The organism is Leucobacter sp. OH1287 (genome assembly GCF_003859945.1).
GTDB lineage: Bacteria > Actinomycetota > Actinomycetes > Actinomycetales > Microbacteriaceae > Canibacter.
Genome location: NZ_RQYM01000005.1, coordinates 25,380 through 40,353 on the forward strand (window position 1 = coordinate 25,380; position 14,974 = coordinate 40,353).

Annotated in this window: 13 protein-coding genes; 3 read left to right on the forward strand and 10 right to left on the reverse strand. The window is 58.4% G+C overall.

The genetic code is table 11. The features are described 5' to 3' along the window. Positions 1–76 precede the first annotated feature (76 nt). The 10 genes from tpiA to ndk all read right to left on the reverse strand — a co-directional run bounded on the left by tpiA (position 77) and on the right by ndk (position 13,488). Complete coding sequence (gene tpiA / locus EII30_RS03790) at positions 77–865, reverse strand: triose-phosphate isomerase (RefSeq protein ID WP_124886005.1); 789 nt, start codon at positions 863–865, stop codon at positions 77–79. Then, positions 865–2,067, reverse strand: coding sequence for a phosphoglycerate kinase (pgk, locus tag EII30_RS03795; RefSeq protein ID WP_124886006.1), 1,203 nt, complete (start codon positions 2,065–2,067; stop codon positions 865–867). Before pgk ends, tpiA begins: the two co-directional genes overlap by 1 nt. A gap of 137 nt (positions 2,068–2,204) precedes the next feature. Then, the gene (gene gap, locus EII30_RS03800; RefSeq protein ID WP_124886007.1) at positions 2,205–3,215 is read right to left on the reverse strand and encodes a type I glyceraldehyde-3-phosphate dehydrogenase; all 1,011 of its coding nucleotides are present in this window, start codon (positions 3,213–3,215) and stop codon (positions 2,205–2,207) included. A gap of 122 nt (positions 3,216–3,337) precedes the next feature. Further along, the gene (locus EII30_RS03805) at positions 3,338–3,955 is read right to left on the reverse strand and encodes a superoxide dismutase (RefSeq protein ID WP_124886008.1); all 618 of its coding nucleotides are present in this window, start codon (positions 3,953–3,955) and stop codon (positions 3,338–3,340) included. Positions 3,956–4,025: 70 nt separating this feature from the next. Further along, positions 4,026–5,012 (reverse strand): DNA-binding protein WhiA, encoded by a 987-nt coding sequence (gene whiA, locus EII30_RS03810; protein WP_124886009.1) that lies wholly within the window; start codon positions 5,010–5,012, stop codon positions 4,026–4,028. An 86-nt stretch (positions 5,013–5,098) separates the two neighbouring features. Then, on the reverse strand, positions 5,099–5,977 hold the full coding sequence (rapZ, locus tag EII30_RS03815; protein WP_124886010.1) for an RNase adapter RapZ: 879 nt from the start codon (positions 5,975–5,977) through the stop codon (positions 5,099–5,101). A gap of 32 nt (positions 5,978–6,009) precedes the next feature. Then, positions 6,010–7,884: an excinuclease ABC subunit UvrC gene (gene uvrC, locus EII30_RS03820; RefSeq protein WP_233569268.1), complete on the reverse strand. Its 1,875-nt coding sequence runs from the start codon at positions 7,882–7,884 to the stop codon at positions 6,010–6,012. Between the two features lie 11 nt (positions 7,885–7,895). Then, on the reverse strand, positions 7,896–10,793 hold the full coding sequence (gene uvrA / locus EII30_RS03825; protein WP_233569269.1) for an excinuclease ABC subunit UvrA: 2,898 nt from the start codon (positions 10,791–10,793) through the stop codon (positions 7,896–7,898). Positions 10,794–10,974: 181 nt separating this feature from the next. Then, the gene (uvrB, locus tag EII30_RS03830) at positions 10,975–13,035 is read right to left on the reverse strand and encodes an excinuclease ABC subunit UvrB (protein WP_124886011.1); all 2,061 of its coding nucleotides are present in this window, start codon (positions 13,033–13,035) and stop codon (positions 10,975–10,977) included. Positions 13,036–13,065: 30 nt separating this feature from the next. Then, entirely contained in the window at positions 13,066–13,488 is a 423-nt protein-coding gene (ndk, locus tag EII30_RS03835) for a nucleoside-diphosphate kinase (protein WP_124886012.1), read from the reverse strand. A 161-nt stretch (positions 13,489–13,649) separates the two neighbouring features. On the opposite strand from ndk, the gene EII30_RS03840 reads away from it, so the two are divergent. The 3 genes from EII30_RS03840 to EII30_RS08875 are packed head-to-tail and all read left to right on the forward strand — an operon-like array spanning position 13,650 to position 14,942. Then, positions 13,650–14,396, forward strand: a complete 747-nt coding sequence (locus EII30_RS03840; protein WP_124886013.1) for a DUF418 domain-containing protein — start codon at positions 13,650–13,652, stop codon at positions 14,394–14,396. 30 nt (positions 14,397–14,426) lie between these two features. Beyond that, the gene (locus EII30_RS03845; protein ID WP_255409813.1) at positions 14,427–14,762 is read left to right on the forward strand and encodes a DUF418 domain-containing protein; all 336 of its coding nucleotides are present in this window, start codon (positions 14,427–14,429) and stop codon (positions 14,760–14,762) included. 24 nt (positions 14,763–14,786) lie between these two features. Next, positions 14,787–14,942 carry a hypothetical protein gene (locus tag EII30_RS08875; RefSeq protein WP_158608650.1) on the forward strand — a complete coding sequence of 52 codons (156 nt, stop codon included), beginning with the start codon at positions 14,787–14,789 and terminating at the stop codon, positions 14,940–14,942. Positions 14,943–14,974 lie beyond the last annotated feature (32 nt).

Consider the following 14,974-nt stretch of genomic DNA (forward strand, 5'->3'; position numbering starts at 1 on the left):
TTGCCTTTCAAAATAGTTAGCGTTTAACGCATATACCCAAACAAGTATAGCCGCTATTGCCGAAAATTACCGAGATTTACACTGTGATGTGCTTCTGGAACTGCGCAATCTTGGTGAACTCTTCAACCTTCAGGCTGGCACCGCCAATCAGCGCGCCATCAATATCCGGCTGTTTCATAAACTCCGCAATGTTCTCACTCTTGACGCTGCCGCCGTAGAGGATGCGGGTTTTTTCACCAAACGCCTCTCCCCGCAGCTCGGTGATTTTTTGGCGGATCGCGCCACACACCTCCTGAGCCTGTGCTGCGGTCGCTGCCTTCCCGGATCCAATCGCCCAAACCGGTTCGTAGGCGATAACCACCTCGGGGTTCTCCGGCAGTTCCGCGAGCACAGCGGTGACCTGCTGCAGCGGCACTGCGGCAGCGCCGTGAGCCTCAAGATCCTCAGCCGTCTCCCCCACACAGATAACCGGGGTGATTCCCTGGCGGAGGGCGGCAGCTGACTTTTTGCCGATCAGCTCGTCACTCTCACCGTGGTAGCTGCGCCGCTCGGAGTGGCCGGTGATAACATACTGCGCCCCGAGCTTCTGCAGGAACTCGGCGGCGATCTCACCGGTGTAGGCGCCCGGCCCGTGCTGAGAAACATCCTGGGCGCCGTAGCCGATGCGCAGTTTATCGGCGTCCACGAGAGTCTGCACCGACCTGAGGTCGGTAAACGGTGGGAAGATAACAATCTCAACGTTCTCAAGATCGTGTTTAATGTCGTTGAGGCTCCACCCGATCTTCTGCACAAAGGCTAGCGCCTGCAGGTGGTCGAAGTTCATTTTCCAGTTGCCCGCGATCAGCGGTTTCCGTACAGTGGTCATTAGCGCAGCACCTCCAGACCCGGGAGGGTTTTACCCTCAAGGAACTCCAGGCTTGCGCCGCCGCCCGTTGAGATGTGACCGAACTGGTCGTCTTTAAACCCAAGCTGGCGGACAGCAGCGGCCGAGTCGCCACCGCCAACAACGGACAGACCGGAAACCCGGGTTAGTGCCTCAGCAACCTCGCGGGTGCCGTGAGCGAAGGCTGGCATCTCGAAAACACCCATCGGGCCGTTCCAGAAAACAGTTTTCGCACCGCTGATGGTCTCGGCAAACTTCTTTGCGCTCTCAGGGCCGATGTCGAGGCCGATACCTGCCTCACCGAAGCGTGACTCGGCGATTTTATCGGCGGCAACGGTCTCGTGCGCTGCATCCGGCGCGAACTTCTCAGCGACAACCACATCAACCGGCAACAGCAGTTCAACACCGAGCTCTTTTGCCCGCTCCAGATACTTCTGACAGTTCGGGATCTGGTCACTCTCGAGCAGGCTACTCGCAACACTGTGACCCTGCGCGGCAAGGAATGTGAACAGCATACCGCCGCCGATAACGAGCTTGTCAACCCGCTCCAGCAGGTGATCGATAACTCCGAGCTTGTCTGAAACCTTTGAGCCACCAAGCACAACAACGTAAGGCTTTTCGGCGTCAACGGTTAGTTTCTCCAGCACATCAACCTCGGCGGCGACAAGCCTACCGGCGACACTCGGGCGTGCCTTTGCGAGCTCGGTAACGCTCGCCTGACTGCGGTGTACAACACCGAATCCGTCGAGCACAACAAAGTCGGTGTGTTTGCTGAGCTCAGCGGCAAACGCCTGCCGCTCAGTCTCGTCCTTCGATGTTTCCTGCGGGTTGAAGCGCAGGTTCTCAAGCAGCAGCACCTCACCGTTGTTTAGCGCCTGGATCGCCTGATCCGCCGCCTCGCCAACGCTCTCGGAAACAAAAGCGACCGGGCTGCCGATAATCTCGCCGAAGCGCTCAGCGACCGGGCGCAGTGAAAACTCTGGCTTCACCTCACCGCCGGGGCGGCCGAGGTGGCTGCAAACAACAACCCGCGCCCCCTTGTCGCGGAGTTCTGAAACGGTCACCGCTGCGGCGCGGATCCGCCCATCATCGGTGATTACGCCGTCTTTCAGCGGCACGTTGAGGTCGCTGCGGACTATCACGGTTTTGCCGGCTAGCTCGCCGAGTGATTCGAGTGTGCGCATACAAAGCCCTTTCTAAAACAAAGAATGCGAATCAATTCTATCGACTGAAACCCCAAAATAGGCGGAGAAACCAGCCAAAAAAGCACAGCGCCAGAATTGCATCTGACGCTGTGCTGTGTCTGTGTGTGACGCGGTCGCTAGAGTTTTCCGGCGACGAACTCGGTCAGCTTCACCAGCTGGCAGGTGTAGCCCCACTCGTTGTCATACCACGCGGAAACCCGGACGAGCGTGTCCTGGACGGCTGTCAGTGCCGAGTCGAAGATCGACGGGTGTGGATCCTGCACAATATCGCTGGAAACCAGTGGCTCCTCCGAGTACTGCAGGATGCCCGCGAGCGGACCGGATTCGGCAGCGGCGCGGTAGGCGTCGTTGATCTTTTCAACCGTCAGATTCGGGGTTTTTGTGACAATGTTGAGGTCAACAATTGACCCAACCGGCACCGGCACCCGGTATGAGGAACCGTCGAGTTTACCGTCAAGCTCTGGAATAACCTTGCCGATTGCGCGTGCCGCACCTGTTGAGGTTGGCACAATGTTTTCTGCTGCCGCCCGCGCACGACGCAGGTCAGAGTGTGGCGCGTCCTGCAGCCGCTGGTCTGCGGTGTAGGCGTGAGCCGTCATCATAAAGCCCTCCTCGATGCCGAAGGCGTCGTTAAACACCTTCGCGAGCGGGGCCAGGCAGTTGGTTGTGCATGATGCGCCGGAGATAATGTGATCCGTCTCCGGATTATATTTATGGTTGTTTACACCCATCACAAACATTGGTGCCTCGCCCTTTGCGGGAGCGGAGATAATCACCTTTTTTGCGCCAGCTGCAAGGTGCGCCGCTGCAGCGGAAACCTCGGTGAACTCACCGGTTGACTCAATCACAATGTCAACACAGAGCTCATCCCACGGCAGGTTAGCGGGGTCTTTTTCACTGTAAACCGCGATGCGGTCGCCGTTTACGGTGATGCTGTTGTCGTCGTTGGTTACGGTTGCGTCAAACTTGCCGCCCACTGTGTCTCTGCGCAGCAGGTGTGCGAGTGTTGCCGTGTCGGTGAGGTCGTTGATTGCCACAAAATCAAAATCGAGACCGCGCTCTACGCTGGCTCGAATGAAGTTGCGGCCGATTCGACCCAACCCGTTAATTGCGATACGTGTGCCCATCACGTGCCTTTCAATAAATTAAGCCGGGGCAGATACAGGGATCAACCGCTATGCTCTACCCCGGCTATTTTCAGCAGCTGTTTACTGCTAAACAGCTGACTAATCGCGGTGCGATTAGAAACCTAGATCAGGTCTTTGGTCTGTGCTGCTGCGCGCTCAAATCTCGCTGCAACATCCTCCCAGTTGACGATGTTCCAGAAGGCGTTAACATAGTCACCCTTCACGTTTACATAGTCAAGGTAGAAAGCGTGCTCCCACATGTCTAGCATCAGCAGTGGCACGGTGCCAGCTGGCAGGTTTGCCTGCTGATCGTAGAACTGCACAATGTTGAGGCGCTGGCCGAGTGAGTCCCAGCCGAGCACGGACCAGCCGGAGCCCTGGATGGTGAGCGCGGTGTTGTTGAAGTGCGCCCGGAATCCATCGAATGATCCGAAGAACTCGTCGATTGCGCTGTCGAGTTCACCGGTTGGTTTGTCGCCGCCGTTTGGTGACAGGTTCTGCCAGAAGATGCTGTGGTTGACGTGCCCACCAAGGTTGAAGGCGAGATCCTTCTCCAGCTTGCTGATGTTGCCGTACGCGTTGTTTTCACGGGCCTCAGCGAGCTGCTCTAGCGCGGTGTTTGCGCCGGTTACATATGCCTGGTGGTGACGGTCGTGGTGCAGCTCCATAATCTTGGCGCTGATGTGTGGCTCCAGCGCCGCGTAGTCGTATGGCAGCTCAGGAAGTGTGTAAACAGACATTGTGTCTCCTCCTTTTTGGAAGACTGGTTCGGGGATAAAAAACAGTGGATAGTGAAAAGCTTAGTGGCTGTTAGTCAAGATCTGCTGGGAGGTTTGCCTCGGTGCCGGGGATCCCCAGCTCGCTGGCACGCTTGTCTGCGTTGGTTAGCAGGCGACGGATCCGCCCCGCAATTGCGTCTTTTGTTAGCGGTGGATCCGCTTTCGCACCGAGTTCGTCGAGGCTCGCCTCACGATATTTGAGGCGCAAAAGTCCCGCATCTCGCAGGTGTGGCTGCACCGAATCGCCGAGGATTTCAAGGGCGCGCTCAGTGCGTGCACATGCGGCAACAGACGCCTGTGCGGACCGACGCAGGTTCGCGTCGTCAAAGTTGACGAGACGGTTTGCGGTGTTCTTTGATTCGCGTTCTGTGCGCTGCTGCATCCACTCCTCCTGTTGTTTAACCGCTCCCATTTTGCCGAGCATGTCCGCAATCGCGTCGTTGTCTCGGATTAGCACCTTTACCTGACCACGGATTTCACGGTTTTTTGCCGGCACTCCGATCCGGGCTGCTGCACCAACCAGCGCCATCGCAACCTCGGTTGTTGGGCAGGTGATCTCCAGGCTCGCGGAGCGGCCCGGCGCGGTTAGCACACCGCGTGCGAGGAACGCGCCTCGCCAGATCGCTGCGAGCTCGTCAGGTGAGCCGGTTGTGAGGCGGTTCGGGAGACCGCGGATGGCGCGTCGTCTGGCATCGAGCAGACCGATTTGGCGGGCGATTGTTTCGCCGTCTTTTACCCGCACCAGGAAGATCGGGTCACCGGGTTTGCCAGGTGGCAGCTGTTTTGCCTCGCTCATTACCGCGTAGAGTTCGACGAGGTTTTTGCGCACCCGCTGCACAATGTGCGGGGTGTGCAGTTCAGCCTCAAGCGCGATGCGGTTGTTGATTGTGTGGAGACCACCAGCAAGGCGCAGCGTTGCCGCAAGCTCTGCGTTACGAACGCCGTATGTATTTGCCTCAAACTTTACAAGTTCTTTTTTAACTTGAGCGGTTGTTGCTGCTACTGGCGCAGGTGACACGTGATGGATTCCTTTCGAGCAAAAACACTATGTGCAGTCACCTAGTTTAGTGGGTAAACAGGTGCTGTTTTAACAAAACTACAAAATTATTCTCGTCCCAGGTCGCGGTGCTTTAGATTAACCTGCACGCCGGGTAATTTTGAGAGCCGGTCAGCGAGTTCACGAGCGACCGCAACCGAGCGGTGTTTCCCACCGGTGCACCCGATTGCGAGGGTTGCGTGGCGCTTGTTTTCCCTCTGATAACCGGCGAGCACCTGTTCGAGCGCCTGTGTGTAGTTGTCGATGAACTCCGCTGCACCCTGGCGGCTCAGCACAAAGTCGCTAACAACCGCTTCAACACCGGTGTGGTTTCTGAGTTCTGCCTCCCAGAACGGGTTTGGTAAAAAGCGCATATCCGCGATCATGTCTGCGTCGTTTGGAGTGCCGTATTTGAAACCGAAGCTTTGCACAACCAGCTGCAGTCTTGGGGCATCCTCGGCCAGGAACAGTTCCCTGACGTGCATCGCGAGCTGGTGGACGTTGAACCTTGAGGTATCTACCACGAAGTCGCTGATCGCCCGCAGTTCCATTAGGCGCTGCCTCTCCAGTTGGATACCGTTGAGCAGGCTACCGTCCCCCATCAGCGGGTGTGGTCGCCTAACGGCCTCGTAGCGTCGCACCAGCACGTCATCGGTTGCGTCGAGGAAGATGATCCGCACCCTCGCTTTGCTTGTCAGCTCGGCGAGTGTTTCACGCACATGGTCGAGCAGGTCTCGGCCTCGCACATCAACAACGGCGGCGATCTGTGGCAGTGCGCCGTCGGTGCGATCGGCCATGTCGGCGAGGGTTGTGAGCATCCGCAGCGGGAGATTGTCGACAACATACCAGCCAAGATCCTCTAGCGTGTTGGCAACAGTGCTTCTGCCGGCACCGCTCATGCCGGTTACGATCAGGATTTCTTGCTGTTGGGAGTTTGCCTCTGCCATTTTGTCTCTCTCAGCTAGGTTTACCTACCAGTCTACCGCAGCGCCTTCGCGATTGCCGCTGCGGTCACTGTGCCGATCCCGGGAACCGCGGCGATCTCCTCCTCGCTCGCCGCCGCCAGGCGCTTAACAGAGCCGAAGTGTTTCAGCAGTGCGTTGATCCTCGTCTGGCCAAGCCCCGGGACATCATCGAGTCTTGTGCGGATCCCCTTGCTGCGCTGCTGCCGCTGGAAGGTGATGGCGAAGCGGTGTGCCTCATCCCTCGCCCGCTGCACTATATACAGTGCCTCCGAGTTGCGCGGCAGGATCACCGGGAACTCGTCGTCTGGCAGCCACAGTTCCTCTAGCCGTTTTGCGATTCCGCACAGCGCAATATCGGTTATTCCGGCCTCGCTAAGCGCTCTCGCAGCGGCCGCAACCTGCGGTTTACCGCCGTCAACAATGAGCAGTTGTGGCCGGTCACGGTATCTGCCGAGCTCTTTTAGTGCAAGCTCGTCCTGCGCTGCGAGGATCTGTGCGGCGCGGCGTTTTACAACCTGGTAGATGCTGTCGGTGTCGTCGGTTGTGGAGGCGATTTTATACTTGCGGTAGGCGCCCTTAGCTGGCAGGCCGTCCTCGAAAACAACCAGTGAGGCGACAACGTTTGTGCCCTGCAAGTGACTGACATCGATACACTCGATGCGCAGCGGCGGCACCTCCATACCGATCGCCGCCTGCAGTTCCGCCAGGGCGTCGGTGCGACTGGTGAGGTCGTTGGTGCGTTTCAGCCGGTGCCTTGTCAGGTTCTCCCCCGCGTTTTTAACCGCGGCGTTGAGCAGCCGCAGCTTGTCGCCGCGCGCTGGCTGTTTGATACTGACTTTGCCGCCGCGTGGACGCTTGTCTGCGAGCAGCTGCTGCACCGCCTCACCGTCTGCGGGCGGCAGTGAGACATAGATTTTCTTGGGTGGCTCTCGGTCCGTGTAGGCGGTCTGCAGAACCGCGCTCATCAGGGATTCTTGACTGTCGGCAGCGTCGAGGTCGACAACCCAGCTGCGCTCCCCGAGGATCCTGCCCCCGCGGACAATAAACTGGTGCACCGCCGCAGCAAATTCGTCGCCGTAGAGTCCAAACAGGTCGGCGTTGGTGTCGAGCGAGAGCACAACCGAGTTCTCCTCCATTAGCTGCTGTAGCGCCTGCAACCGGTCACGGTAGATAGCCGCTCGCTCAAAGTCGTGTGCTTCTGCGGCGGCGAGCATTTCGCGCCGAAATTTCTTTGCGAGCCCGGGGTTTGGTGAGTTGAGGAACTGCAACAGCTGTTGAACCATGTCACGGTGTTCAGCAACCGTTACCCGCTGTGAGCAGGGGCCGTTACAGCGTCCAATCTGCCCGGACAGGCACGGTTTTTTGCTCTCAATCGCGCGTTTGTAGTCTGCATCGTTGCAGGTACGGATCGGGAACACCTGCTGTAGCAGCTGCAGGGTTTGTTTTAGCATTCTGACTTTTGGGTAGGGCCCAAGATATTTGGCACCGCGGATCTTCTCATTCCGCGTGACTATCAGCCTCGGCGCTTCACTCGCGAGGGTGACAGCGAGGTAAGGATAGCTTTTATCGTCCTTGAACACCACATTGTAGGGTGGTTTGTAGCGGGTTATCCAGGTGTGTTCGAGCAGCAGCGACTCGGTGTCGGTGCTAACAACAGTCCAGTCGATGGCGGCCGCTAAACGCAGCATCTGCTGGGTGCGCGGCTGCAGTCTCTCGAACGGCTGAAAATAGTTGCTGACCCGGTTTCTTAGGTTTTTCGCTTTGCCGATGTAGAGCACTCTGCCGTGTCTATCGCTGAAACGGTAGACGCCGGGGCTGGTCGGAATCTCACCTTTTGCGGGTTTAAACGCTGCGCGATTGTCATCAGCGTTAACCGTGCTCATTGCCATCGCAGCCAAACCTATTTGGCGGGGTGCTGCGCGAGCACCTCTGCCAGGAATCTACCGGTGTGGCTCTCCTCAACCTTGGACACCGCCTCAGGGGTTCCGCAGGTGATGACGGTGCCGCCGCCGGATCCGCCCTCGGGACCAAGGTCGATAACCCAGTCTGCTGAGCGGATCACGTCGAGGTTGTGCTCAATTGTGATAACCGTGTTGCCCTTCTCAACGAGCTCGTTGAGCACGAGCAGCAGTTTACGCACGTCCTCAAAGTGCAGGCCGGTGGTTGGTTCGTCGAGCACGTAGACGGTACGGCCGTTGGAGCGTTTTTGCAGCTCGGTTGCGAGTTTTACACGCTGTGCCTCACCGCCGGAGAGGGTTGTTGCGCTCTGCCCGAGTTTGACATAGCCGAGCCCAACATCGACGAGGGTTTTCAGGTAGCGGTGGATGCTGCTGATCGCGCTAAAGAACTCTGCCGCCTCGGCGATTGACATCTCCAAAACCTCGGAGATGTTTTTGCCCTTGTATTTGATCAGCAGGGTTTCACGGTTGTAGCGTTTACCCGCGCACACCTCACAGTCGACGTAAACATCCGGCAGGAAGTTCATCTCGATTTTGATTGTGCCGTCACCCGCGCACGCCTCGCAGCGCCCGCCCTTAACGTTGAAGCTGAAGCGGCCGGGAAGGTATCCCTTCGCCTTTGCGTCGCTTGTTTCGGCGAACAGCGTTCTAATCTTGTCAAACACGCCCGTGTAGGTTGCGGGGTTTGAGCGCGGGGTGCGCCCGATCGGCGCCTGGTCAACGTGCACAACCTTGTCGAGGTGTTCAAGCCCTGTCACTCGGGTGTGTTTACCGGCAACCTGGCGGGCGCCGTTGAGTTTGTTGGCGAGCACCCGGTAGAGGATGTCGTTAACGAGGGTGGACTTGCCGGATCCGCTAACGCCGGTAACCGCGGTGAGCACACCGAGCGGGAACTTCACGTCAACGTTTTTGAGGTTGTTCGCCTTCGCGCCAACCACGTGCAGCTGTCGCTTCTTATCAACCTTGCGTCGCTTCGCCGGGGTCTCAATCGCCATCTCACCGCTTAAGTATTTACCGGTGATTGATCGCTGGTTTTTGTGTAGGCTGAGCGGTTCACCGGAGTGGATCACCTCGCCGCCCTCAACACCCGCCCCCGGGCCGATATCAACGATCCAGTCGGCGGCGGCGATGGTTTCTTCGTCGTGCTCCACAACGATCAGGGTGTTGCCGAGGTTTCGCAGACGAATCAGTGTCTCAATCAGGCGGCGGTTGTCTCGCTGGTGCAGACCGATTGACGGCTCATCGAGCACATAGAGAACACCGGTGAGACCCGAACCGATCTGGGTTGCCAGGCGGATCCGCTGTGCCTCACCGCCAGACAGGGTGCCCGCCGAGCGGCCGAGCGTGAGATAACCGAGGCCGACCTGGATGAGGAAGTCGAAGCGCAGGCGAATCTCCCTCAGCACCTGCGCGGCGATCTCTGCCTGCCGCTCCCCGAGCACCAGTCGATTAAAGAAGTCCTGTGCGTCGAGCAGGCTGTGCTCGGTGACATCCGCGATTGACAGCCCTTCAACGGTGACAGCCAAAACCTCGGGCTTTAGTCGTGCGCCGCCGCAGGCGTGGCACGGGATCTCCCGCAAAAACTGGCTGTAGCGTTCTTTTTTCCAGTCCCCCTCGGCCTCGCGATACTGCCGTTCAACGTTTGCAACAACGCCCTCAAAACCGGAGGTGTACTCGATTGTGCGGCCGAAACGGTTGCGGAAACTGACATCAACCTTGTAGTCCTGACCGTAGAGGATGATCTCGCGGACACTCTCGGGCAGTTTCTGCCACGGGGTGTCGAGGGAGAAACCGTGATCCTTTGCGAGCCCGCGCAGCAGCTGATTGTAGTACTTGTATAGCCCTTTGCCCTGGGTGGACCACGGGATCAGAACGCCCTCGTTAATCGAGAGCAGCGGATCCCCGACAATTAAATCCTCATCAACGCTCATTGAAACGCCGAGGCCGCCGCAGGCACCGCAAGCACCGAAGGGTGCGTTAAAGGAGAAGGTGCGCGGCTCAATCTCGGTGAGCTCAACCGGGTGTTGGTTGGGGCAGCTGCGGTTTTCGCTGTAGCGTACCGTGCGGCTCGGGTGGTCTGCTGCTAGATCCACCAGCTCGATCTCGACGGTGCCGCCGCTCAGCTTCAGCGCCGTCTCAACCGAGTCGGTGACGCGCGAAATATTCTCTGGTTTGGCAGTGAGCCGGTCAACAACCACGGATATGTAGTGCCACTCTTGTTTCTTCAGCTTTGGCGGGTTGTGCAGCTGCACCAGTTCACCGTCAACAACCGCGCGGCTGTAGCCGGCCGCCGCAAGCTCCGCAAACAGCTCAACAAACTCGCCCTTCTTTTTCACAACCAGGGGCGCGAGGATCATAAACCGGGTCTTTTCTGGCAGCGCGGTGACACTGTCTGCGATCTGCTGCGCTGACTGCGCCTGGATCACCTCACCGCAGGTTGGGCAGTGCGGGATGCCAACGCGCGCCCACAAAAGACGCATGTAGTCGAAGATCTCGGTGATGGTGCCAACGGTTGAGCGCGGGTTGCGGTTGGTTGACTTCTGGTCGATAGAAACCGCGGGGCTCAGGCCCTCAATAAAGTCAACGTCCGGGCGATCAACCTGCCCGAGGAACTGCCTCGCGTAGGCGCTCAGCGACTCAACATAGCGGCGCTGCCCCTCGGCGAAGATGGTGTCAAACGCGAGACTGGATTTACCGGACCCGCTGAGGCCGGTAAACACAACCAGACTGTCACGCGGGATCTCAAGATCGACGTCTTTTAGATTGTGGACGCGGGCACCCCGCACCCGAATCTCGGCGTGTGCGCTTGAGGATCTGATGACGCTGTCTGTTTTATTCACACAACAAGTCTAACCCGATGGCAGCTCACAACACGCCAAAAATCGAAGAATTATTCGATTTTCTTGTGGGGCGGTTTTGGCGGTCGCAAGCGACGGTTAGTAGCAACATGTGGCGGTGCGCCTGGTAGCGGCAGGAGGTCACAGACTGTAGCCTCTGGCGGCGCCTGCAGGCCACAGAAAATTACAGGTGTCCTGCCTGCCGCATCTGCCGCAGCTGCTGTTTCAGCTCCGCAACCTCGTCCCGCAGACGCGCTGCGAGCTCAAACTTCAGATCGGAGCTGGCGGCCAGCATCTGCTCGGTCAGCTCCGCGATCAGTTCCTCAAGCTGTTCGGCGCCTGAGCCCGCAACCGCGTTTGCCGCGGCGGATCCCTTGCTCGCCCGCTTCGCGGACTTCCCCTTGCCGATGCCCGAGGTGTCTGCCGCCTCCCTCGCGAGCAGCTCGGTGATATCCGCAATTTTCTTGCGCAGCGGCTGCGGATCAATCCCGTGTTCACGGTTGTAGGCGAGCTGAAGCTGCCTGCGCCTCGCGGTCTCATCGATTGCCTGCTGCATTGCCTTGGTGACGCGATCCGCGTACATGTGCACCTCACCGGAGACGTTACGGGCCGCACGCCCAATTGTCTGAATCAGCGAGGTTGCTGAGCGCAGGAAGCCCTCTTTATCTGCGTCGAGGATCGCAACGAGTGAAACCTCCGGCAGATCGAGGCCCTCGCGCAGCAGGTTAATACCGACCAGCACATCAAAAACACCCGCGCGCAGCTCAGTTAAGAGCTCAACCCGCTGCAGCGTGTCAATGTCCGAGTGCAGGTAGCGCACCTTCACACCCGACTCCTCCAGGAAGGCGGTCAGCTGCTCAGCCATTTTCTTGGTGAGGGTTGTGACGAGCACGCGCTCATCGCGATCCACCCGCTGCCTAATCTGTTCAAGCAGGTCGTCGATCTGACCGGTTGACGGTTTTACGATAACCTCCGGGTCAACAAGCCCGGTCGGCCTAATAATCTGCTCAACCACGCCGTCGGCTCGCTCTAGTTCGTAGCTCGCCGGGGTTGCGCTCAGGTAGACAATCTGTCCGACCCGCTCCTGAAACTCGGCAAACTTCAGCGGCCGGTTGTCCATTGCGCTCGGCAGCCTGAAACCGTGCTCAACGAGGGTGCGTTTCCGGGAGGCGTCGCCCTCGTACATCGCGCCGATCTGCGGTACCGTAACGTGTGACTCGTCGATAACCGTCAAAAAATCGTCCGGGAAATAGTCGAGCAGACAGTGCGGTGCTTCCCCCGCCTCTCTGCCGTCCATGTGACGTGAGTAGTTCTCAATGCCGGAGCAGAAACCGATCTGCTCCATCATCTCCAGGTCGAAGGTTGTGCGCATCCGCAGGCGCTGCTCCTCAACCAGCTTGTTTTGCTGTTTCAGCTCCCGGCAACGCTCCTCCAGTTCCTCGCGGATCTTCGAAATCGCCCGCTGCATAACCTCGGTGCTTGCAACATAGTGGGATCCGGGAAACACCGCGACCGTGTCAACGTTTCTGATCACCTCACCGGTGACCGGGTGGAGATAGCTGAGCGCCTCAATCTCGTCGCCGAAGAACTCGATCCTGATCGCGAGCTCCTCATACATCGGGATGATTTCAACCGTGTCGCCGCGCACCCGAAAGTTACCGCGGACAAACTCGATGTCGTTTCGCTGATACTGCATATCAACGAGTTTCCGCAGCAGCACATCCCGGTCAAGCTCGTCACCGACCGCGAGCGGCAACATCGCCTCGTAGTACTCTTCCGGTTTACCGAGACCGTAGATACAGGAGACGGTTGACACAACCACAACGTCGCGCCTGCTTAAAAGCGCGTTCGTTGTTGAGTGCCGCAGCCGTTCAACCTCCGCGTTAATGCTGGAGTCCTTCTCAATGAAGGTGTCGGTCTGCGGCACATACGCCTCGGGCTGATAGTAGTCGTAGTAGGAGACGAAATACTCGACGGCGTTGTTTGGCAGCAGCTGCCGAAACTCGTTAGCGAGCTGCGCGGCGAGGGTTTTATTGTGCGCCAAAACCAGTGTTGGGCGCTGCACCTGCTCAATCAGCCAGGCGGTTGTCGCCGATTTACCGGTGCCGGTTGCGCCGAGCAGCACAACATCGGTTTCACCAGCGTTTAGCCTTGCGGCGAGCTCAGCGATCGCGTGCGGCTGATCACCGCTCGGCTGATACTCGCTGATCACCTCAAAGGGTTTAATCTGCCGCGTAAGCTCCATAGTTAACCGCTAGCTAACCGCTAAAGTGTTTTAGTTACCGAACCAGAGAGCGAGCTCACGCGCCGCCGACTCGGGGCTGTCACTGCCGTGCACCAGATTCTGCTGCACCTTCAGACCCCAGTCGCGACCCAGGTCACCGCGAATAGTGCCAGGCGCGGCGGTTGTTGGATCCGTTGTGCCAGCGAGCACACGGAACCCGGCAATCACCTGGTCACCGGCAACACGCACAGCAACAACCGGCCCGGAGCCCATAAACTCGAGCAGCGGCTCATAGAATGGCTTACCGGCGTGCTCCTCATAGTGTGCCTCCAGCAGCTCGCGATCCGGGGTGAAAAGCCGCAGATCCTCGATAACATAGCCCTTCTGTTCGATCCGCCTGAGAATCTCACCGGTTAACTGACGTCGCACAGCATCGGGTTTCAGCAGCACAAGTGTTGCCTCGCTCAAGAGCACCTCCGTGGTTGTAAATAAAGTTCAAGGGATAATTCTGTAGTGATTCAAGAATAGCGGAGTTTGCTGAGTGTGCAGGTAGCCCCGCAGCACTACAAAATCGATGCAAAATCATACTCTGGTTCGATTACCCGACGCCGCCAAAATCTCTATAGTTGATGACTATGACAACCACAATCAGGAACCAGAAACCAGTCGGCTCCCCCCGCGTTGTCGCACTCGATGTTCTGCGAGGCATCGCGATTATTGGAACACTCGCAACCAACATTTGGATCTTCGCGCTTGCTGGCCAGGACAGCAGTGTCGCCGTAGACGGTGAGATGAATCCGAGCCTGTTTCAGCAGCTGACCAACCTGGTCACAGACGGTAAATGGATCGGGCTTTTGACGATTATGTTCGGCATCGGCCTTGAGATCCAGCGTCAGAGCGCGATCCGCCGCGGCCAAAAATGGCCAGGCAGATACCCGTGGCGTGCGGCGCTGTTAATCCTTGACGGACTGCTCAACTACTTCTTCATCTTCGAGTTTGATGTGCTGATGGGCTACGGTCTAACTGCCCTGGTGGTCGCGGCTGTGCTCGCGAGGGGTGAAAAGGCGCAAAAGATTTGGATGTGGGTTTGTGTCTCCGTGCACCTGCTTGTGCACGTCGCAGCAGGGATTGTCGTCACACTGCTCAGCTCTGGCGAGGAAAGCATCTATGAGCAGCAATCTGAAGACTACGAGGAACCGCCAATCGACAGCTACTGGGCTGGCGTCGTTTACCGTTTCACCAACTTCTTTAACGGTCGGATGGAAATCCCGATTATGTTCCTGATGGGGCTCGGGCTGTTCCTGGTGGGTGCGAGACTGTATCGCGCCGGTATTTTCGCGCCAGAGGGTAAGCGGATCCGCCGCATCACCATGCTGCTGTAATTCGGTATCGGGCTCCCCATCGACTGGGGTCTGAGACCGTTTGGCCCGGAGGCGTTTGGTTCGGTGACACGCTATGTCACCTCCACGATGGTGTCGTTCGGTGTGCTCGCGCTCGTTGCAACCTGGTACGCAAACCGGAACCGTACCGGGCCGGTCGGTACGTTCTTCACCGTCATCGGCAGGACCGCTCTCAGCTGCTATGTGCTGCAGAACCTGCTCGCCTCGATTGTGTTCTATGACTGGGGCTTCGGACTGTCGCGCAGGCTGTCAGAGGAGAACCTTAACTGGGTGACGGTGATTGTCTGGGCGCTGCTCAGCCTGATACTGTTTGGCTTCGCGTGGCTGTGCCTCAGGTTCTTTGGCTGAGGACCGCTGGAGGCGCTGTGGCAGGTGTCCTTTAAGGGAATCAACACGGCGCTTGATCGCCGCGCGAACCGCCGGGCAGAGCGTCACGCGCAAAAGGGCGGCGACGTGGCGGCCACAGCAGAGCACAGCACAGCGGTAAGCACTGACAGCGCAGCTGATGCAGCCGCAGCAGAGCGGTAGCTTAATCAGTGGGCGGCTCGGCCGCGCGGCAA